This is a genomic window from Sphingomonas adhaesiva, assembly GCF_036946305.1.
Classification (GTDB): Bacteria; Pseudomonadota; Alphaproteobacteria; order Sphingomonadales; family Sphingomonadaceae; genus Sphingomonas; species Sphingomonas adhaesiva_B.
Genome location: NZ_JAQIJJ010000003.1, coordinates 138,951 through 158,578, shown reverse-complemented (window position 1 = coordinate 158,578; position 19,628 = coordinate 138,951). Strand labels below are relative to the sequence as shown.

14 protein-coding genes are annotated in these 19,628 nt (G+C 70.2%); 1 reads left to right on the top strand and 13 read right to left on the bottom strand.

The features are described 5' to 3' along the window. Positions 1-30: 30 nt before the first annotated feature. The 7 genes from cobA to PGN14_RS04255 form a co-directional block, all read right to left on the bottom strand. Entirely contained in the window at positions 31-816 is a 786-nt protein-coding gene (cobA, locus tag PGN14_RS04285; RefSeq protein WP_335298197.1) for a uroporphyrinogen-III C-methyltransferase, read from the bottom strand. Next, positions 806-3,388: a molybdopterin-dependent oxidoreductase gene (locus tag PGN14_RS04280; RefSeq protein ID WP_335298196.1), complete on the bottom strand. Its 2,583-nt coding sequence runs from the start codon at positions 3,386-3,388 to the stop codon at positions 806-808. Before PGN14_RS04280 ends, cobA begins: the two co-directional genes overlap by 11 nt. A gap of 128 nt (positions 3,389-3,516) precedes the next feature. Next, positions 3,517-3,855: a nitrite reductase small subunit NirD gene (gene nirD, locus PGN14_RS04275; protein WP_335298195.1), complete on the bottom strand. Its 339-nt coding sequence runs from the start codon at positions 3,853-3,855 to the stop codon at positions 3,517-3,519. Next, positions 3,852-6,332 carry a nitrite reductase large subunit NirB gene (gene nirB, locus PGN14_RS04270; RefSeq protein WP_335298194.1) on the bottom strand — a complete coding sequence of 827 codons (2,481 nt, stop codon included), beginning with the start codon at positions 6,330-6,332 and terminating at the stop codon, positions 3,852-3,854. The genes nirD and nirB overlap by 4 nt, the downstream gene beginning before the upstream one ends. 17 nt (positions 6,333-6,349) lie before the next feature. Continuing rightward, positions 6,350-7,585, bottom strand: coding sequence for a nitrate/nitrite transporter (locus PGN14_RS04265; RefSeq protein WP_335298193.1), 1,236 nt, complete (start codon positions 7,583-7,585; stop codon positions 6,350-6,352). A 377-nt stretch (positions 7,586-7,962) separates the two neighbouring features. After that, entirely contained in the window at positions 7,963-9,174 is a 1,212-nt protein-coding gene (locus PGN14_RS04260; protein ID WP_335298192.1) for a CmpA/NrtA family ABC transporter substrate-binding protein, read from the bottom strand. Then, entirely contained in the window at positions 9,171-9,752 is a 582-nt protein-coding gene (locus PGN14_RS04255) for an ANTAR domain-containing response regulator (RefSeq protein ID WP_335298191.1), read from the bottom strand. Before PGN14_RS04255 ends, PGN14_RS04260 begins: the two co-directional genes overlap by 4 nt. Positions 9,753-9,926: 174 nt before the next feature. Here PGN14_RS04255 and PGN14_RS04250 point away from each other — a divergent pair, with 174 nt between their 5' ends. Then, positions 9,927-11,087, top strand: a complete 1,161-nt coding sequence (locus PGN14_RS04250) for a hypothetical protein (protein WP_335298190.1) — start codon at positions 9,927-9,929, stop codon at positions 11,085-11,087. A 27-nt stretch (positions 11,088-11,114) separates the two neighbouring features. On the opposite strand, the gene PGN14_RS04245 is transcribed toward PGN14_RS04250, so the two are convergent. From PGN14_RS04245 to PGN14_RS04220, 6 genes are read right to left on the bottom strand one after another with little or no spacing between them, the layout of a single operon-like run. Next, complete coding sequence (locus PGN14_RS04245; RefSeq protein ID WP_335298189.1) at positions 11,115-11,999, bottom strand: SDR family NAD(P)-dependent oxidoreductase; 885 nt, start codon at positions 11,997-11,999, stop codon at positions 11,115-11,117. Positions 12,000-12,053: 54 nt separating this feature from the next. Continuing rightward, on the bottom strand, positions 12,054-12,734 hold the full coding sequence (locus PGN14_RS04240; protein WP_443019448.1) for a TetR/AcrR family transcriptional regulator: 681 nt from the start codon (positions 12,732-12,734) through the stop codon (positions 12,054-12,056). Between the two features lie 40 nt (positions 12,735-12,774). Beyond that, on the bottom strand, positions 12,775-14,328 hold the full coding sequence (locus tag PGN14_RS04235) for an AMP-binding protein (RefSeq protein WP_335298188.1): 1,554 nt from the start codon (positions 14,326-14,328) through the stop codon (positions 12,775-12,777). Beyond that, positions 14,325-15,938 carry a carboxylesterase/lipase family protein gene (locus PGN14_RS04230; RefSeq protein ID WP_335298187.1) on the bottom strand — a complete coding sequence of 538 codons (1,614 nt, stop codon included), beginning with the start codon at positions 15,936-15,938 and terminating at the stop codon, positions 14,325-14,327. Before PGN14_RS04230 ends, PGN14_RS04235 begins: the two co-directional genes overlap by 4 nt. Continuing rightward, a complete protein-coding gene (locus PGN14_RS04225; protein ID WP_335298186.1) occupies positions 15,935-17,218 on the bottom strand; it encodes a spinster family MFS transporter in 1,284 nt (427 codons plus the stop codon). The genes PGN14_RS04230 and PGN14_RS04225 overlap by 4 nt, the downstream gene beginning before the upstream one ends. A 2-nt stretch (positions 17,219-17,220) precedes the next feature. Then, positions 17,221-19,578, bottom strand: coding sequence for a TonB-dependent receptor (locus PGN14_RS04220; protein WP_335298185.1), 2,358 nt, complete (start codon positions 19,576-19,578; stop codon positions 17,221-17,223). Between the last annotated feature and the right edge of the window lie 50 nt (positions 19,579-19,628).

Sequence of the window (19,628 nt, the reverse complement as noted above, 5' to 3'; positions counted from 1 at the left end):
CGAGGCAATCCTATGTTAGGTTGGCCTATGTCAGGCCGGCGACACCGCCCGGTGCGGCAGCGCACGCACGACGTGCGGATCGCGCTGGCGCACCGCCTCGCCGATCAGCAGCAGCGTCGGGTCGCGATCGCCCACGGTTTCCACGAGGAAGGCGAGCGCCGACAGCCGGCCCCGGATCAGCCGTTCGTTGGGCAGCGAGGCGTTGACCACGACCAGCACCGGCGTATCGGACGCACGCCCCGCCGCGATCAATTGCTGCGCGACCGATGCCGCCGCGGTGCGGCCCATGTAGATCGCCACCGTCGCGTCCGCGTCCGCCAGCATCGCCGCATCGAGGTCGAGCGGCTGATCGTCGCGGGCATGCGCGGTCATCAGCACCAGCCGCCGCGCCGCGCCGCGCAACGTCAGCGCGGTGCCCGCCGACGCCGCGGCGGCGGTCGCGGCGGTGACCCCGGCGCAGATGCGCACGGGCACCCCCACCGTGCGGCAGGCGGCGACCTCCTCCGCGGTGCGCCCGAAGATCGCGGGGTCGCCGCCCTTCAGCCGGACCACCCGCCGCCCCTCCAGCGCAGCGGCGACGATCAGCGCGTCGATCGTGCCCTGATCCTTCGAGTGCCGGCCCGAACGCTTGCCGACGCTGACGCGCTCAATGCCTGGCGGGATCAGGTCGAGCACGCCGGGACCGACCAACGCGTCGTAGAAGACCACGTCGGCGCTCTCGATCAGCCGCGCCGCCTTGCGCGTCAGCAGCTCGGGATCGCCCGGCCCTGCGCCGACCAGCCACACCGTGCCGGCGGGAAAATCGTCATGCGGCATCGTTCTTCTCCTCGGCAAGCAGGCGCGCGAGCGCGGGGCGGCAGGAGCCGCAATTGGTGCCGGCGCCGATCGCCGCGCCGATCGCGGCCACATCGGCCAGCCGGCGGTCGCGGATCGCGGCGACGATCGTGCGCACGCCCAGATCGAAGCACACGCAGACGATCGCGCCACGATCGGCCTGCACTCCCGGGGCGCGGCCGGCGAGGACGGTCGGTGCGGCCTGCGCCTCGCTCAATTGGGCGATCAGCCAGTCACGCGTCGGCAGTTCTCCGCTTTCGGTCACGAACAACGCCGCAACGAGGCGTCCGTCCGCCAGCACCGCGATGCGCCGCGTGCCGCGCGCGCGATCAATCGCCTCGACGCGCTCGCCGGCGGGCAGCGCCGCTTCCAGCGCCGCGGCATCGCCGTCGCCGGCCAGTTCCCACAAGGTGCCCGCGGGCACCGCGACGCGGGTCGCCCACAGGCAATCGGGGCGGTGCGCCGGCTCGCCTGCGACGATCAGGAATCCGCGCCAGCGCGTCGCCACCGCGGCGATCGCGGCGGGGGTCGACTTGAACCCCGGCTGCCCGGAGATCGGATCGACCAACGGGCGCGGCAACAGCCCGGTGCGTCCGCCCGACGCGGTACGATCGGTCCAGTGGATCGGCACGAACAGTTCGCCGCTGCGCTGCGCGTCGGTCACGCGGGCGCGGTACAGGCTGTCGCCCTGCGGCGTCGTCACCCGCGCCAGCGCGCCGTCGACGATGCCGAGCCGCCCGGCATCGTCGGGATGGACCTCGACCAGCGGCTCCTCGCGATGGTGTGCCAGCTTCGGCGCGAGGCCGGTACGGGTCATCGTGTGCCAATGGTCGCGATAGCGGCCGGTGTTGAGCGTCAGCGGCCAGTCGCGCAGCGGTGCGGGCAACGCCTTCTGCACCACCGGCACCAGCCGCGCACGGCCGTCCGCGGTCGGGAAGCGGCCGTCGGCGAAGGCCTCCCCACCCCAGCGGAACGGCGCCATCGCGTCATAATCGGCATTGCCGCCGCGCGCATGGCCGGCGAGCGAGAACAGCCGCGCGCCATCGTTCTGATAGGCGGACAGGCGGACATGCTCGCGCCAGATGTCGGCGGGTCGGTCATAGGCGAAGGCGCCCTTCCACCCCATGCGCCGCGCGACCTGCGCGACGATCCACCAGTCGGGCATCGCCTCGCCCGGCAGGGGGAAGATCGCGCGCTGGCGGCTGATCGTGCGATCGGAATTGGTAACGGTGCCGTCCTTCTCGCCCCAGGCGGCGGCGGGCAGGCGGACGTGCGCGAAGGCGCCGGTATCGGTCGCCTCCATCACGTCGCTGACCACCACGAACGGGCAATCCGCCAGCGCCGCGCGCACGCGGCCCGCGTCGGGCATCGAGACGGCGGGGTTGGTCGCCATCACCCATAGCGCCTTGATGCGGCCGTTGCCGAGTTCGCGGAACAGGTCGACCGCCTTCAGCCCCGGCTTCTCCGCGATCGTGGGCGCGGCCCAGAAGCGCTGGACGCGCGCGCGGTGCTCGGCTGCGAAGTCCATGTGCGCGGCGAGGGTGGAGGCAAGCCCGCCGACCTCGCGCCCGCCCATCGCATTGGGCTGTCCGGTGATCGAGAAGGGCTGCGCGCCGCGCTTGCCGATGCGCCCGGTGGCGAGATGGACGTTGAGGATCGCATTGACCTGATCGGTGCCCACCAGCGACTGATTGATGCCCTGACTGAACATCGTGACCGTGCGCGGGGTGGCGGCGAACAATTCGTAGAAGCGGCGCAGGTCGGCCACCGCCACGTCGCAGGTGCGCGCGACCGACCACAGATCGCAGCCCTCCAGATCCCAGAAGCCGTGCGGCACCGACACATGATCGGCGAGGAAGGCGGCGTCGAGCACGCCCGCATCGCGGCACCAGGCGAGCAGGCCGTTCATCAGCGCGACGTCGCTGCCGGGACGGATCGCGAGATGGAGGTCGGCTTCGTCCGCGGTTTCGGTGCGGCGCGGGTCGATCACGACCAGCTTCGCCCCGGCGTCGCAGCGCGCGCGGATCCGCTGATAGACGATCGGGTGACACCAGGCGGTGTTCGATCCGACGAGGACGATCAGGTCGGCGGCGTCGAGATCGTCGTAGCTGGCGGGCACCACGTCCTCGCCGAACGCGCGATTATGGCCGGCGACCGCGCTCGACATGCACAGCCGCGAATTGGTGTCGATATTGGCCGAGCCGATGAAGCCCTTCATCAGCTTGTTGGCGACGTAATAATCCTCGGTCAGCAACTGGCCGGAGACGTAGAAGGCGACGCTGCCCGGGCCATGCCGCGCGATCGTGTCGCGGAAGCGCCGGGCGACGAGGTCGAGTGCCTTGTCCCAGGTGGCACGGCGCTTGCCGATCATCGGGTGGAGCAGGCGCCCCTCCAGCCCCACCGTTTCGCCCAGATGCGTGCCCTTCGAACAGAGCCGGCCGCGGTTGGCGGGGTGATCGGGATCGCCTTCGATGCGGACGCTGCGCTCGCCGGTGGGGATGGCGAGGATGCCGCAGCCGACGCCGCAATAGGCGCAGGTGGTCTTGATCGCCACTTAGCCCTCTCCCCCTTGGGGAGAGGGTTGGGTGAGGGGTCGGGGGCTCGCAGAGAGGTCGGTCTCGGTGAGACACCGGCCCCTCACCCAAACCCTCTCCCCACAGGGGAGAGGGCTTCCACCACGCCTCACGCCGCCGCCCTCAGCACGCCGGCGCGGCAGATCAGCACGCGCCCGCCGCTGACCTTCACCGGCACCGTCGGGGTACAGCCGCGATCCTCACCCAGCGCCTCGCCGGTCGAGAGCGAGATGCGCCAATTGTGGAGCGGACACGCCACCGCACCGCCGTGGACGATGCCCTGCGACAATCGCCCGTGCTTGTGCGGGCAGCGGTCGCGCAGCGCGAAGACCGTGCCTTCGCCGGTGCGGAACACCGCGATATCGTCGCCGCCATCGACCTGCACCGTGCGGCTGCCACGGACGGGGATCTCGTCAACCCAGCCGATATCGAGCCATTCTCCCATCATGCCATTTCCTCCACCGGGGTGAACCGCGCCATCGGCGCGTGATGCTCGCGTTCGTCGCCTGCGGCACGCGCCGCCCAGGGATCGTCCTGCATGAAGCGCTGCGAAAACCAGAAGCGCGCCGCGAGGTCTGCGCGCGCGTCCGCGTCGGGCAGCAGCCGCGACTGGACGTAGGCAAGACCGACGCGCTCGATCCACGGCGCGGTGCGCTCCAGATAGCGCGCCTCCTCGCGGTAGAGCTGGATGAAGGCGGCGCACATCTCCATCGCCTCCGCCTCGGTCGCGACCTTGCACAGCAGGTCGGTGGCGCGGACCTTGATCCCGCCATTGCCGCCGACGTGCAGTTCGTAGCCCGAGTCGACGCACACCACGCCGAAGTCCTTGATCGTCGCCTCCGCGCAATTGCGCGGGCAGCCGCTGACCGCGATCTTGAACTTGTGCGGCATCCACGACCCCCAGGTCGCGCGCTCGATCTTCACGCCCAGCCCGGTCGAATCCTGCGTGCCGAAGCGGCACCATTCGCTGCCGACGCAGGTCTTCACGGTGCGCAGCGACTTGCCATAAGCGTGGCCGCTGACCATCCCGGCGGCGTTGAGATCCGCCCAGACCGCGGGCAGGTCCTCCTTGCGGATGCCGAAGATGTCGAGCCGCTGGCCACCGGTGACCTTGACCATCGGCGCGTTGAACTTCTCGACCACATCGGCGATCGCGCGCAGCTCCTTGGGGCTGGTCAGCCCGCCCCACATCCGCGGCACGACCGAATAGGTGCCGTCCTTCTGGATGTTGGCGTGCATCCGCTCGTTGACGAAGCGGCTCTGCTGGTCGTCCTTATAGTCGCCGGGCAGTGCGCAGAGCAGGTAATAGTTGAGCGCGGGCCGGCACGACGAACAGCCGTCCGGGGTCGACCAGTGCAGCTTCTGCATCACCTCGGGGATCGAGCGCATCCCTTGCGCGACGATCTCGCGGCGGATGTCGTCGTGACCGAAGGTGGTGCATTGGCACATCGTCCTTGGCCCCGCCTCCACCTCCGCGCCGAGGCGGAGCGCGAGCAGCGATTCGACGATGCCGGTGCACGACCCGCAGCTCGCCGATGCCTTGCACCCGCTGCGCACCGCGTCGAGGCTGTGCGCGCCGCCGTCGATGCAGGCCAGCACCTTGCCCTTGCTGACGCCGTTGCAGCCGCAGATCTCGGCATCGTCCGAGAGCGCCGCAACGGCCGCCTTAGGGTCCGCGAGGGCGTCTCCCGCGGCGAACGCCTGGCCGAAGATCAGCGCATCGCGGATGTCGGCGACGCTCTCGCCCTTCTTCAGCAGGTCGAAATACCAGTTGCCGTCCGCGGTATCGCCGTACAGCACCGCGCCGACGATGCGGTCGTCCCTGACCACGACGCGCTTGTAGATGCCGCGACTGGCGTCGCGCAGCACGATGTCCTCCGCCCCCTCGCCGCCGGAGAAATCGCCGGCGGAGAAGACGTCGAGCCCGGCGACCTTCAGCTTGGTCGAGGTCGGCGCGGGGCGATAGCCGCTCGGCGCATCCACCAGCCCGTCGGCGAGCGACCGGCACATGTCCCACAAGGGCGCGACGAGGCCATAGACCTGCCCGTCATGCTCGACGCATTCGCCCACCGCCAGCACGCGCGGGTCGGATGTGACCATGTGATCGTCGACCTTGATGCCGCGCCCCACGTCCAGCCCCGCGTCGCGCGCCAGCGCCACCGACGGGCGGATGCCGACCGCCATCACGACGAGGTCGGCGGGGATCACGGTGCCGTCCTTCAGGTGGACCGCCTCCACCCGGCCGTCGCCGACGATCGCCGCGGTGTCAGCGCCGGTCAGGATCGTCTGGCCGCGCGCCTCCAGCGCGGTCTTGAGCAGCCAGCCGGCGGCTTCGTCCAGCTGCCGCTCCATCAGCGTCGGCATGATGTGCAGCACGGTGACCGTCATGCCGCGCAGCGACAGGCCATGCGCCGCCTCCAGCCCGAGCAGCCCGCCGCCGATCACCACCGCGCTGCCGCCGCGATCCGCGGCCGCGAGCATGGCATCGACGTCCTTCATGTCGCGGAAGCTGATGACGCCCGGCAGATCCCGGCCCGGCACCGGGATGATGAACGGATCGGAACCGGTCGCGATCAGCAGCCGGTCGTACTCCAGCACCAGCCCGCTGCGGCTGGTCACCGTCCGCGCCGCGCGGTCGATCGCGATCGCCGCATCGCCGCTCAGCAGCGTGATGCCGTTGTCCGCGTACCAATCCTCGCCGTTGATGACGATCTCGGCGAAGGTCTTCTCGCCCGCCAGCACCGGCGAGAGCATGATGCGGTTGTAGTTCACCAGCGGTTCCGCACCGACGATGGTAATGCGGTAGCGGCCCGCGTCGCGCGCCAGCAGCTCCTCGACCGCGCGGCACCCGGCCATGCCATTGCCGATGACGACCAGATGCTCGCGCGTGTCGGCACGGGGCGCTTCGATGAGTTCGTGCTTCATCGCCATATCCCCCAGGATCAGATCCGCACGCCGTCCGCGGTGCCCCAGCGCGCCCGCCAGCCCGCCTTGACCAGCGTCAGCCCCGCCAGCGCGACCAGCGCGAGGGCGGCGAAGATCAGGAAGCCCGGCGCGAAGCTGCCGGTCCATTGCTTGGCGAGGCCCAGCGACGAGGCGAGGTAGAAACCGCCGACGCCGCCCGCCATGCCGACCAGCCCGGTCATCACGCCGATCTCCGCGGCGAACCGCTGCGGCACGAGCTGGAACACCGAGCCGTTGCCGACGCCCAGCGCCAGCATCGCGATGACGAACAAGGCGAGCGCGGCGGGCATGGTGCCGACGCTGGCGACCCCGGCGAGCGCGACCGCGGCGAGCAGGAACACCGCCATCAGCGCCTTCACCCCGCCCACCTTGTCGGCCAGCGCGCCGCCCATCGGGCGCACCAGCGACCCGGCGAACACGCAGGCCGCGGTGGCATAGCCGGCGTGGATCGTCGACAGCCCGAAGCGGTCAGTGAAATAGATCGGCAGGCTGGCCGCCAGCCCGACGAACCCGCCGAAGGTAACCGCGTAGAAGGCCATCAGCCACCAGGCATCCGCCTGCCGCAGCGGCGCGAGATATTCCGCCAGCCGCTTCGGCGCGGGCGCGTTCGGCGCATCCTTCGCCATCGCCATATAGGCCAGGAAGACGACCGTCAGCGGCAGGCAGGCGAGCCCGAGCACCGCGTTCCAGCCGAACATCTTGGCCAGCGCGGGCGCGAACAGCGCCGCCAGCACGGTGCCCGAATTGCCCATGCCCGCCAGCCCCATCGCCTTGCCCTGATGCTCCGGCGGATACCAGCGGCTGGCGAGCGGCAGCGCGATCGCGAAGCTGGCCCCGGCGAAGCCCAGCACCACGCCCAGCACCAGCGTCCCCGCGAAGCTGGTCACCCCGAAGGTCCAGGCGGTGGCGAGGCCGGCGATGACGACGATCTGGCTGATCGCACCGGCGCGCTTCGGGCCGATGCGGTCGACCAGCAGGCCGTTGACCACGCGCAGCACCGCGCCCGCCAGCGTCGGCACCGCGACCATCAGCCCCTTTTGCGCGGGGCTGAGCGCCAGCGTCTTCGCGATCTCCGGCGCCAGCGGCCCCAGCAGCACCCACACCATGAAGGCGAGGTCGAAATAGAGGAAGGCCGCGATCAGCGTGGGCGTGTGCCCGCTACGCCAGAAGCCGTCGGAATTGTCCTTGGTCTCATCCCAGAATGCCGTCGCCATTCCTGCCTCCCTGGAGCCGGAAATGAAAAAAGCCGCCAGGACGGCGACCCTCGACGGGTGCGTCCTGGCGGCTTCGTTGCCTGTTCGGATGCCGGCGATGCCGGCGCTCCGTCAGCGAGGACCCTCCCGGCGCTGGAAAGGCGTGTCGCTGCTATCTCGTGCCCGACGCCATTGCCGGACGATCATCAAGGTGCCTGATTCGCCGCCGCAGCGCAAGAGGGTTTCGCAGGTGCAGCATGGCAGGGTGGACTAAGAGACGTCACCCCGGGCTTGTCCCGGGGTCCAGGATTCCGCGCTCCTCACTATCGAACGGCGCGCGGAACCCTGGACCCCGGAACAAGTCCGGCATGACGAAAGTGAACGGGACAAAGGACGTGTTACGGCAGCCCCGCCAGATACCCCGGGATATCGTCCGGGTCGAAGGCGCGTCCGTCGAAGAAGCGGTCGTTGCCCAGCACCAGCCGCCCTTGCGTCGAGCCGGCGCCGATCGGCTCGCCCAGCGCGCCCTCCAGCTTGGAGCTGGCGCCCGGCAGCGGCGCGCCCGAGCCGGCCAGCGCGGCGCGGTACAGGTCGGGGCGGAAGGTCGCCGCCGCGACCGCCGCCGCCGCGGCGTCATGGCCGCGACCATCCCAGCGCGCCATCTGCGCGTAGAGCCACGCCGCCTGGCTGCGCCACGGGAAGTTCGCCGCCTCGCGATACTGGAACATGAAGTCGGGATAATGAACCGGATCGCCGCCCGGCACCACGCGGATGCGATCGGTGATCGCGCGCAGGATCGCATCGACCGGCGCATCCAGATAGGCCGGGCGCGCGAGGATCGCCGCGCTGTCCTCGACCGTGTCGGGACGGACGAAATGCGCCGCCGCGGCATGGAGCGCGCGGATCAGCCGCAGCGTGGCGTCGCGGCGTTCGTCGGCCACCCCGGCGCGCATCGCCAGCACCTTCTCCACCCCGCGGCGCCAGATCTGCGCGGTGGCGAGCGCGATGCGCCCCACGCCGCGATCGACCGCGATCGAATTCCACGGCTCACCCACGCAGATGCCGTCGACCTCGCCCGCCGCCAGCGCATCGGCGGCGAACGGCGGGCTGGTGACGACGATCTCGACATCCGCGTCCGGGCGGATGCCGACCCCGGCGAGCCAGTAGCGCAGCATGTAATTGTGGCTGGAATAGCGATGCACCACGCCGAAGCGCAGCCGCCGCCCGGCGTCGCGCCGCGCCACCGCCACCGCGCGCAGCGCCGCGCCGACCGCGTGAGGATCGCCCAGCGCATCGCCCAGCCCGCACGCCTCGCCCAGCGCGATCGAGAAGGTGATGGCATTGCCGTTCAGCCCCAGCACGAACGGCACCGCCATCGCGGTCGCGGGCCGGTCGTGCCCCAGCGCGGTGGCGATGGCGAGCGGCGCCACCATGTGCGCGGCATCGGTATGGCCGTACAGCAGGCGGTCGCGCACCGTCGCCCAGGTGACGTCGCGCACCAGATCGAGCGCCAGACCCTGCTCCTCCGCGAAGCCCAGTTCGCGCGCCAGGATCGGCAGCGCGGCGTCGACCAGCGGCAGGAAGCCGATGCGCATGGTCTCGATGCTCATGGCAGGTCCCCCATCAGCGCGTCGCTGGTCACGATCGCCTCCGCCACCTCGGCGATGCGGCGGTTGGACTGCATCGCATGGCCGCGCAGCAGCGCATAGGCGGCGGGTTCGTCGATGCCGCGGCGGCGCATCAGGATCGCCTTGGCCTTGTCGATCGTCTGGCGATCGACCAATGCGGTGCGCGCCTCCGCCAGCTCCGCCTGCAACCGCGAGAACGCCTGGAAGCGGCGGATCGCGACGTCCAGCACCGGCTTGATCCGCTGTTTCGCCAGCCCGTCGACGACATAGGCGGAGACGCCGGCATCTACCGCGGCGAGCGCCGATTCGGCATCCGACTGATCGACGAACATCGCGATCGGGCGGTCGAGCGCGCGCGACATGGCGAAGAAATCCTCCAGCAGGTCGCGGCTGGGATTTTCCAGGTTGATGAGAACGACTTCCGGCGCGCACGCCTCGATCTGGCGGGCCAGCGGACCGGCGGGATCGATCACCACCTGATCGTCCAGACCCGCCTCGCGCAGGCCCTCCGCGATGATCGCCGCGCGGGTGCGACTGGTATCGATGATCGCGATCCTCACACCCGCCCTGTATCGGCAAGCGCGTGCTTCAACCAGCCCGTCGCAGGACCGCACCGCGACGCGGCGGAGAGGAACGGTTCACAATAATAGTAATAGCTATATTTCGCGATGGAAGCCGCGTATCGTCGCGACGGTGGGCCGGTGACCCGCGCGAAGGGAGGGATGTCGACCATCATGGATCGCGCTTACGTGCCCGCACCGACGCGGCGCGAGGTCGCCGCCACGCTGTTCGCCGGCGTGGCGGGGATCATGTTCGCGGGGGTCGGGCCGCTCCTGCTGGGGCTGCTCCACCAGTCCGGGCGGTTGAGCGCGTCGCAACTGGGTCAGGCGGGAACGGCCGAATTGCTGGCGATGGGGATCGGCGCGGGGGCGACGGGGGCGATCATGGGCGGTCGCCACCTGCGTCCGCTCGCGATCGGCTGCGGCGTGGCGATGGCGCTGCTGAATGCCGCCACGCCGATGCTGGCCGGATGGTCGCTGGTCGCGGTGCGGGCGGCGAATGGCCTGCCCAGCGGCGCGCTCGTGTGGCTGATGACCGCGCTGATCGTGCGCCTGCCGCGGCCGGAGCGCTGGGCGGCGATCTACCTGACCACGCAGGGGGCGGCACAATTGACGATGCTGGCGATGCTGGGCGCCTGGGGCATCGCCGCGCGCGGCGCAGACGACGGCTTCGTGGCGCTCGCCACGCTGGGAGGGCTGACCGCGATGGCGGGAACGATGGTGCCGCGCCGCTTCGCCGCGCTGCCGGTCGCACCGGACGCGCCGGCGGGATGGCCGGCGCCGCGCGGGCTGGTGGCGCTGGGGGCCGCCTTCTGCTTCAACGCCGGCATTCTCGCGCTATGGATCTATCTGGAGCCGGTGTCGCGGCAGGCGGGGCATGAAGCGGGCGTCGCCGACCTCGCTTTCTCGCTGTCGCTGGCGGCGCAGGTGGCGGGCGGGGCGCTCGCCACATGGCTTGCCGGAAGGGTGCGATGGTTCCCGATGCTGGCGACGGCGCTGGCGGCGATGGTCGCGCTGATGGCGGTCTATGCGATGCGCCCGCCCGCGCCGCTGTTCCTGGGGGTGTCGACGCTGTTCGGCTTCCTGTGGATGCTGGCCGCCCCCTTCTTCACCCCGCTGGCGATCGCGGCGGACCCGACGCGGCGCGCGGCGGCGCTCGGCTCCGGCGCGGCGTTGCTAGGGTGCAGCACGGGGCCGTTCCTCGCCTCGCTGGCGGTCGGGGACGGCGACATGCGCGGCGCGGTGGCGACCGCGATGACGCTGATGGCGGCCGCGATCGCGATCGTCGTCGCGCTGCATGTCACCCGGCGGCGGGCGACGCCCCTGCCCGCGTGACGATACCGCGCGGGCGGGGACGCGCGGTCAGGCGGCCAGCGTCGACCGCGCGAGCGCGCTCGCCACCTCGCGCTCGGCCTGAACGAAGCCATAGGCGGGGACGATCTCGTCGCGCCGGTCCACCACCTGCGCCCAGCGCGCGGCGAGCTCCTCGCCGGCGTCGCCGCCCTCGTCGATCTGCACCCCTTCCGTCAGCGTCACATGCGCGGCCGCGAAATGGCCCGCGCCCGCGCACAGGATCGCGCGCGTCGGCGCGTCCTCGCCGACCAGCGCGAGCAGCCCGGGGCTGACCAGCGCGGGGTCGAGCGCGGCGAGGCTGGCGTCGGGCAGCACGCCGTGCGTCATCTGCGTCGCCGCGGTGGGGGCGAGGCAGTTGACGCGGATGCCGTATTTCTCGCCCTCGATCGCCAGCGTCTGCATCAGCCCGACGAGCGCCATCTTGGCCGCGCCATAGTTCGCCTGCCCGAAATTGCCGTACAGCCCCGAGGAGGAGGTCGTCATCACGATGCGGCCGTGGTTCTGCGCGCGCATCGTGTCCCACACCGCCTTGGTCATGATCGCGGCGCCCATCAGGTGGACGTCGACGACCAGCCGGAAGTCGGCGATCGTCATCTTGGCGAAGCTCTTGTCGCGCAGGATGTCGGCATTGTTGACCAGGATGTCGACGCGACCCCAGCTGTCGAGTGCCTGCTGCACCATCGCCGCGGCGGCGTCCTCCTCGGTCACCGATCCGCCGACCGCCAGCGCGTGACCGCCGCGCGTCGCGATCTCGGCGGCCACCCGTTCGGCGGCGGCGAGATCGAGGTCGTTGACGACGACGCGCGCGCCCTTGCCCGCAAGATACAGCGCATGGTCACGCCCCAGCCCGCCGCCTGCCCCCGTGACGATCGCGATCCGCCCTTCAACCGACATGCCGCTTTCCTTTCATTCGCTATGTAGTGAGTGAGTTAAATGGACAAAGGGACGTCAGGGAGCGCCGCACACCTGACGGAAGCCGGCCGCCATGAAGGTCGCCATCCGCGCCTTCACCGCGGCGAAATCGTCCGAGCGGCACAGGCCGTGCGACAATTTGTCGATCCGGCCGGTGCGCGCCAGCGTGACCATCAGCGCGCCGGTGACGAAGTGATAGCCCCAATAGATGTCCTGCGGCACGCAGTCGGGCAGCGCCTTCTTGAGCAACTCGATCAGCCGCAGCACGACCGGATCGAAATGCTCGTCCATCAGCTCCGCGCCCCATTCGGGCGTGTTGGCGACGAGCGCGCCGAGCGCGCCGTAATTCTTCCAGCCCTCGCCCCCCTCGATATACAGGTCGAGGTCGGTATCGAGGAAGGCGTGGAGCGCGCCCTCCACCGTGGGACGGCCGTCGGTCGCGGCGTCGTAATCGTCGAGCGCCTTCATCCGCCGCTCGCTGGTGACCACCGCGCGGCGCGCGAAGACGGCGTCGAACAGCGTCTTCTTGTCGGTGAAATAATAGTTCATCAGCGTGTGGTGGACGCCGACGCGCTTGGCCACGTCCTTCAGCGTGACGCCGTGGAGGCCGTGCTTGGAGAAGAGATATTCCGCCTCGTCCAGGATCTGCTCCATCGTCTCGGCACGCTGCTCGGCCTTGGTGGAGGTGCGGCGCTTGCGGGCAGGAGTAGCGGTCACGACGATCCTCTGACGGGGCGCGAGGTCGCCCCGCGCCACGTCAAGCGCCTCCATGATCGGCCCGCAAGCGAATCTTGTCGATCTTGCCCGTCGCGGCGAGCGGCATGGCGGGCAGGCGCACCACCGCATCGGGCACCCACCACGGCGCGACGCGCCCGCGCAGCGGCGCGAGGATGTCGTCGTCGGTCGCGTCGCCATCGCGCAGTTCGACCAGCAGGATCGGACGCTCGCCCCATTTGACGTCGCTGCGCCCGATCACCGCGGCCTGCGCGACCTGCGGCAGCGCGCCGACGATCGCCTCGATCTCGGCCGGGTTGATCCACTCGCCGCCCGACTTGATGAGATCCTTGGCGCGGCCGGTGATGACGAGGTTGCCGTCGCGGTCGATCCGCGCGAGGTCGCCGGTGACGAACCAGCCGGCGGGATCGAGCGCGGTCGCGTCCTGCCCGAAGTAGCGCTCCACCACCGCCGCGCCGCGGACACGGAGGTGTCCCTCCGGCCCGCGCTGTTCGGGCAGTGCCACGCCCGCGGCATCAGTCAGCAGCAGGTCGACGCCGATCGCGGGCTTGCCCGAGGAGGCGGCGTGGCGCGCCGGGTCGCCGGGACGCGCGACGGTGCCCGACGGCGACAGTTCGGTCATGCCCCAGCTGGTCTGGACGGTGACGCCCAGCCGCTCCTCCAGCCGCGCCATCAGCGCGGGCGCCATCGGCGCACCGCCGACGATGATGCGCCGCAGCGTCGGCAGGTGCACGCCGGTCGCCTCCAGATGCTCGACCAACCCGAGCCAGACGGTGGGGACGCCGACGCCGACGGTGACCCCCGCGGCCTCAATCAGCCGCGCGAGGCTGGCGCCATCGGTCTGCCGCCCGGGCAGCACCAGCCGCCCGCCGACCGCGGGGATCGCGAAGGGAAGACCCCAGGCGTTGGCATGGAACATCGGCACCACCGCCAGCACCGCATCATCGGCGGTGAAGGCCATCACATCGGCCTGGAGGATGCGCAGCGTGTGGAGGAAGCTGGAGCGATGGGTGTAGGTCACGCCCTTGGGCGCGCCGGTGGTGCCGGAGGTGAAGCACAGGCCGGAGGGGGCGGTTTCGGCAACATCGCCCCATGCAACGTCGCTGCGCGCCTCGGCGAGCAGCGGCTCCAGCGCATCCGCTCCGTCGCCGTCGATCGTCAGCACGCGGCGGATGGCGGGCGCACGGGCGGCAACGTCGCGCGCCAACGGGAGCAGGTCGGCGCTGGCGATCAGCACGACCGCGCCCGACTGCACCGCCATGTCGCCGAGTTGCGCCGCGGTCAGCCGCGGGTTGAGGGTGTGGCAGACCGCGCCCATCCCCATCACCGCATACCATGTCTCGACATGCGCCTGCGTGTTCCATGCCAGCGTCGCGACGCGATCGCCGGTGCGCACGCCGAGGTCGGCGAGGACGCCCGACACGCGGCGCGCCCGCCGTTCCAGCGCGGCATAGCCGATGCGGTCGATCCCGCCGTCGCGCGCGGTCACCACCTCGGCCTGCGGATGCCAGGTGGCGGCGTGGTGCAGGAAGCGGTCCAGCGTCAGCGGATAATCCTGCATCGTCCCGTCGATCATCGGCAGCCATCCGCCTTGGCGAGCACCGGGGAGGCGGTGCCGGTGTTCCAGTTCCACGGCTGGTCGCCCGCGGCGCGGCGGCGGCACATCGCCGCCTCGTGCAGCGCGAACATGCCAGGGAACAGCCGCGTGCCCGGCTGCGGCGTGGCGGCGAAGGTCATGTGATGCGCCTCGCGGCCATAGACAGGCCAGTCGGGCTGCCCCGGGGCGCGCGGCGCGCCGTCGCGCGCGAACGACACCCAGTAATCGCCCATCGCGGTGGCGAGACGGCGCTCGGCGACCGTATCCGGCACCCTGGGCCACAGCGCGGGCAGCCGCGTGGCGGTGCCGAAGACATAGGGAATCTCCGACGCGTGGAAGGCGTGGAGGCCATTGTCGTCGGCCGCCGGATAGCCGTGGTCGAAGAGGTAGAGATAGGCCGGGCGCCCGATCGCGGTCTGGCCGATCGCCAGCCGCGTCGAGGTCCAGCCGTAGAGCGCGTCACGCGTCGTCGCGAGCGCGGATTCGCCCATGTCGCGCGCGGGATAGAGCCGCAGGAACGCATCGGCGAGATCGAGGTAACGCGCGCGGATCGCCTGTTCATATGCCTCGCGGCTGGCGGGTTTCGGCGGCAGCAGCATCCGCAGCGAGCGGATCTCGCCCGCGTTGAAGCCGGCCAGCACCGGGACCGGCGCCTGCTCGCCGCGATCCCATGTGTCGACCAGCTGGCGCGTCAGCCATTTGCCGTCGACATTGCCCCACGGGCCATAGCCCTTCCCCGCCGCGCCCTCGGTCAGCGCGGTCGCGTCCATCGCGCGCAGGGCGGCCAGATCGCGCGCGCCCAGCGCGGTCATCACCTGCGTGCCCGCGGCTTCGGCCGCCGGCAGGCCGTGGCGCGGCTGCTTCAGCTCGGGCGTGGTCACCATATAGGCGCTCTGTGCGATCGCCTTGTGGAACAGCCCGCGCGCCGGCGGGCTGGCCATCAGGTACATGACGCTGAGCGCCCCCGCGGACTCGCCCGCGATCGTGACGTTGGCGGGGTCGCCGCCGAACGCGGCGGCATTGTCGCGCACCCAGCGCAGCGCCGCGACCTGATCCTGCAATCCGTAATTGCCCGACACGCCATCGGGTGCCTCGGCACTGAGCGACGGATGCGCGAGATAGCCGAGCACGCCGAGGCGGTAGTTGATCGACACCACGATCGCGCCGCGCTGCGCCAGCTTCGCACCGTCGTACATCGCGGCATGGCCGAACCCGCTGACCAGCGCGCCGCCGTGGATCCAGACGATCACCGGCAGCTTGCGCGCGTCGCGCGGTGCCCAGACGTTGAGCGTCAGGCAATCCTCGCCCATCGATGCGGGCGGATCGGTATAGATCCCCGCCGGCCCGCGCGGCTGGACGCAGGCATTGCCGAAGGCGGTGGCGGCGCGCACGCCCTGCCACGCCGGCAACGCCACCGGCGGCTTCCAGCGCAGCGCCCCCACCGGCGGCTGGGCATAGGGGATACCGCGGAAGACGCGCAACGCGCCCTCGGTACGGCCCTCGACCGCACCGGCCGGCGCGCGCACGACGACGGGTTCGGCCAGTGCGGGGGTGGCGAGCATCAACGCGGCGAGGAGACGGAGTGTCATACGAGTACCTGCGTTTCACGGCGAAGGCGGCGCGCCAGCACCAGGAACAGCGCGATCGCCACCAGATAGAAGGGGGTGAGGGTGTAGAGCGCGGTCTGGAGCGCGTGCGCGTCGCCCTGCGCCTTGAACAGGTCGCTGGCGAACCCGACCCAGGTCGGCCCCAGCCCCAGCCCGATGAAGTTCATCACCAGCAGCAGCAGCGCGCCCGACAGCACGCGCTGGTCGGGGCGCACCTCCTCCTGCACCAGCGCGACCGAGGCGGAGAGGTAGAAATAGTTGAACACCATCACCACCGACAGCAGCAGCAGCGCCAGCGGCCATGTCGGCGCCCAGACGAAGGCGAGGTAGAAGGGCATGGCGATCGCCAGCGACGCGGCCGGCGCGGTCGCATAGCCGGTGCGCGAGCGCCGCGTCATGCGGTCGATGACGCGGCCGGAGACGATCATGCCCCCGCCCATCCCGATCGCGAGGACCAATGCATACCAGACCGCGATCTGGCCCAGCACCATCCCCTTCTCGCGCATCAGGAACAGCACCGCGAAATTGCCGAGGCCGTAGGTGACGAATTGCGTCGCCCCGCTGCCCAATGCGGCGAGCATCAGCACCGGATTGGCGAAGAACATCGCCACGGTGGGCCAGAAGCGCGCTTTCTCGACCGGCAGGGTCGCGCCGTCATCGGTGGCGCCACGCGCCGGTTCGCGCAGGAACAGGCGCAGCAGCACGGCGGTGACCACGCCGACCGCGCCGATGACGATGAACGGCATCCGCCAGCCGAAATGCTGCGCGATCAATGCGCCGAACGCGACCCCGATCGCGGCACCCACCGCCGGCCCCAGGTTGAAGATGCCGAACGCCGCCGCGCGCCGCCCCGGCGGATAGGTATCGGTGATGATCGCATAGGAGGGCGGCACCCCGCCCGCCTCGCCGAACCCCACCGTCATGCGCGCGACGACCAGTTGCGCGTAATTGCCCGCCAGCCCGCACGCGACCGTCGCCCCGCTCCAGATCGCACACGCCAGCGACAGCACGCCGACGCGGCTGGTGCGGTCCGCCAGCCAGCCGACCGGGATCGCGATGAAGCAATAGAACATCGCGAAATACAGCCCGCCGATCAGCCCCAATTGCCCGTCGCTGATGCCGAGCGAATCCTGGATCGGCTTGGCGACGATCCCGATCAGCTGGCGGTCGAGGAAGTTGAGGATATAGACGAAGGTCAGCACCGCCAGCACGACGCCGGGGCGCCGTGTGGCGGGTGCGTCGAGCGGGGTAGCGCTGGCCATCGTCAGATCCCGAAGCCGAGGCGGATGCCGATGGTGCGCGGGCGCAGCGTGCCGAAGCGGCTGACCAGGAACGCCTCCGGGTGGATGTAGATCACCGAATGGTCGTCGAACACGTTCTCGACGTAGAGCTGCCCGCTCCAGCGCCCCTTCTTGACGCCGAAGGTGGTGTTGACGTTCACATATTCGTCGGTCTGGCCGAAGGTCGACAGGCGGACGTTCGGCAGCCCCGGCGTGTTCGGGAACGAGCTGTTGTACGATCCGATATATTGCGCGTTGACCGCCAGATTGCCCTTGGCACCGCCGCCCAGATCCATGCCGTAGCTGGCATAGACCGAGCCCTGCAGCCGCGGCGCGGACAGGCGGTGGCCCGGCACCGCGCCGGAAATCGCCGCCTCCGCCGCGGTCAGGCGCGTGATCTTGCTGTCGTTATACGCGGCGTTGAGGCCAAGGAAGACGTCGCGCGCGGGGATCACCCCCATTTCGACCTCGAACCCCTTGCTGACCGCGGCGCCGATGTTGGTCGCGAACTGCACCGAGTCCGAGACGCGGTTGGCCTGCGCCTGGATGTTGCTCCAGTCGATGTAATACGCCGCCAGGTTGATCGTCACCAAGCCGTCGAGCCAGCGGCCCTTGGCGCCGATCTCGTAGCTTTTCAGGTCGTCCGACGACGCGCCGTTGGGGATGATGATGTCGTTCTGGTCGACCACGCTGGCGCGCCCGGCGAAGGCATTGACGATCGGCGCGCGGAAGCCGGTGGAGAAGGTGGCATAGGTCGTCAGCGTCTCGTTGGGCTTGAACGACGCGCTCGCCTTCCACTGCGGCTTCTGCCCCGTCGCCTTCACCCCGGTGACCGCCGCATAGGGCGTGAACTGGGTGAAGTTGACCGGCAAATACGCACCCGTCGGCCCGCGCAGCCCGGCCAGCGCGACCTGCAGATAGTTGAGGTTGGCGAACGACGGCGCGGTCGCGAGATAGCCGCCCGGCTTGGTGAAGCCCTGCGCCGAGATGCGGCCGTAGCGCATCCCGCCGGTCAGCCAGAAGCGATCGGAGAAGCGGTAGGTCAGCTCGCCGAACGCGGCCAGTTCCTCGTTGATCTGATAGGTGAACTGCTTCTGGTAATATTGGTCGGGCAGCCCGGTGATGTTGCGCGCCGCCAGGAAGGCGGGATTCGAGCGATACAGGAAATCGGTGTCGCGACGGCGGTGGAGATAGAAGCCGCCGACCGCGAACTGGAGCGGGCCGTCGAGCGACGACACCAGCCGCGTCTCCTGCACGAAGACCTTGTCATAGGCATTGGCATCCAGACCGAAGGCGATCGGCGCGCCGGCGAAACTGCCCGGCGCGAACGTGCCGGCGAGGTCGAGCCAGAAGCGCTGGTCGAAATCGGAGAAGGTCGAGGAACTGGTCAGCTTCGCGAAGTCGAACTCATAATCGATCGTCGCGTTCAGGATCGTCTGCTTGCCGGTGAATCGGTCGGGCTGGTCGGAGATGCGCTTCTCGCGTCCCAGCGACGGGCTGGTGAGCGAGGAATCCTTCGGATCGCTGTCCTCGTAGCTGGCGAGCAGCTTGACCGACAGGCGGTCGACCGGCTTCCACAGCGCGACGATGCGCCCGCCCCAGTCGACCAGCGTGTTGGAATTGCGCACGCCCGTGCCGACGTTGTCGAGATACCCTTCCTCGTTGCGGTAGAAACCGACCGCGCGCACCGCGAGCTTGTCGCTGACGATCGGCAGGTTGAGCATCAGATTGTAGCGCTGGCGGAAGCTGTCCGATCCCGTCAGCCCCAGGTCGACCAGCGCCGAGCTGTCGAAATTGGTGAGGTTCGGGCTCTTGGTCAGGATGCGCATCGCGCCCGACAGCGAGCCGGAGCCGAACAGCGTCCCCTGCGGCCCGCGCAGGAACTCGACACGCTCGACGTCGAACAGGTTCGGGTCGACGACGGTCGTGTTGCCGATCGTCGAGACGGGCAGCTCGTCGATATAGACCGCGACCGAGCTTTGCAGGTTGGCGTTATAGCCGTTGGTGGCGATACCGCGCGCGGTGAAGTTGTTGAAATTCTGCGTCGGGCGGTTGAGCACGACGCCCGGCGTCTCGCGCGCGATCCCCTCGAACCCGACGATGCCCTTTTCGGTCAGCTCCTCCTGCTGGAAGGCGCTGACGCTGATCGGCACGTCCTGGATCCGCTCGGCGCGGCGGGTGGCGGTGACCAGGATGTCCTGCGACTGGGACGCGGGGTCGAGATCCTCGACATTCGTCTGCGGGCCGTCCGACGGCGCCTGCCGGGAAACGTCCTGCGCGAGGGCGGGACAGGCCGCCACGAGTGCCACCGATGCCACGGACGCGAACAGACCGACCTTCATAACCCCTCCTGCATGCCGCCGATCGAGCGTCGGCGCTGATGCTGTCTGAC

Excerpts from the sequence above, each read along its gene's own strand:
- cobA (WP_335298197.1), bottom strand. The coding sequence starts at position 816 with ATGCCGCATGACGATTTTCCCGCCGGCACGGTGTGGCTGGTCGGCGCA.
- nirD (WP_335298195.1), bottom strand. The coding sequence starts at position 3,855 with ATGATGGGAGAATGGCTCGATATCGGCTGGGTTGACGAGATCCCCGTC.
- nirB (WP_335298194.1), bottom strand. The coding sequence starts at position 6,332 with ATGAAGCACGAACTCATCGAAGCGCCCCGTGCCGACACGCGCGAGCAT.
- PGN14_RS04265 (WP_335298193.1), bottom strand. The coding sequence starts at position 7,585 with ATGGCGACGGCATTCTGGGATGAGACCAAGGACAATTCCGACGGCTTC.
- PGN14_RS04260 (WP_335298192.1), bottom strand. The coding sequence starts at position 9,174 with ATGAGCATCGAGACCATGCGCATCGGCTTCCTGCCGCTGGTCGACGCC.
- PGN14_RS04250 (WP_335298190.1), top strand. The coding sequence starts at position 9,927 with ATGGATCGCGCTTACGTGCCCGCACCGACGCGGCGCGAGGTCGCCGCC.
- PGN14_RS04245 (WP_335298189.1), bottom strand. The coding sequence starts at position 11,999 with ATGTCGGTTGAAGGGCGGATCGCGATCGTCACGGGGGCAGGCGGCGGG.
- PGN14_RS04235 (WP_335298188.1), bottom strand. The coding sequence starts at position 14,328 with ATGATCGACGGGACGATGCAGGATTATCCGCTGACGCTGGACCGCTTC.
- PGN14_RS04230 (WP_335298187.1), bottom strand. The coding sequence starts at position 15,938 with ATGACACTCCGTCTCCTCGCCGCGTTGATGCTCGCCACCCCCGCACTG.
- PGN14_RS04225 (WP_335298186.1), bottom strand. The coding sequence starts at position 17,218 with ATGGCCAGCGCTACCCCGCTCGACGCACCCGCCACACGGCGCCCCGGC.
- PGN14_RS04220 (WP_335298185.1), bottom strand. The coding sequence starts at position 19,578 with ATGAAGGTCGGTCTGTTCGCGTCCGTGGCATCGGTGGCACTCGTGGCG.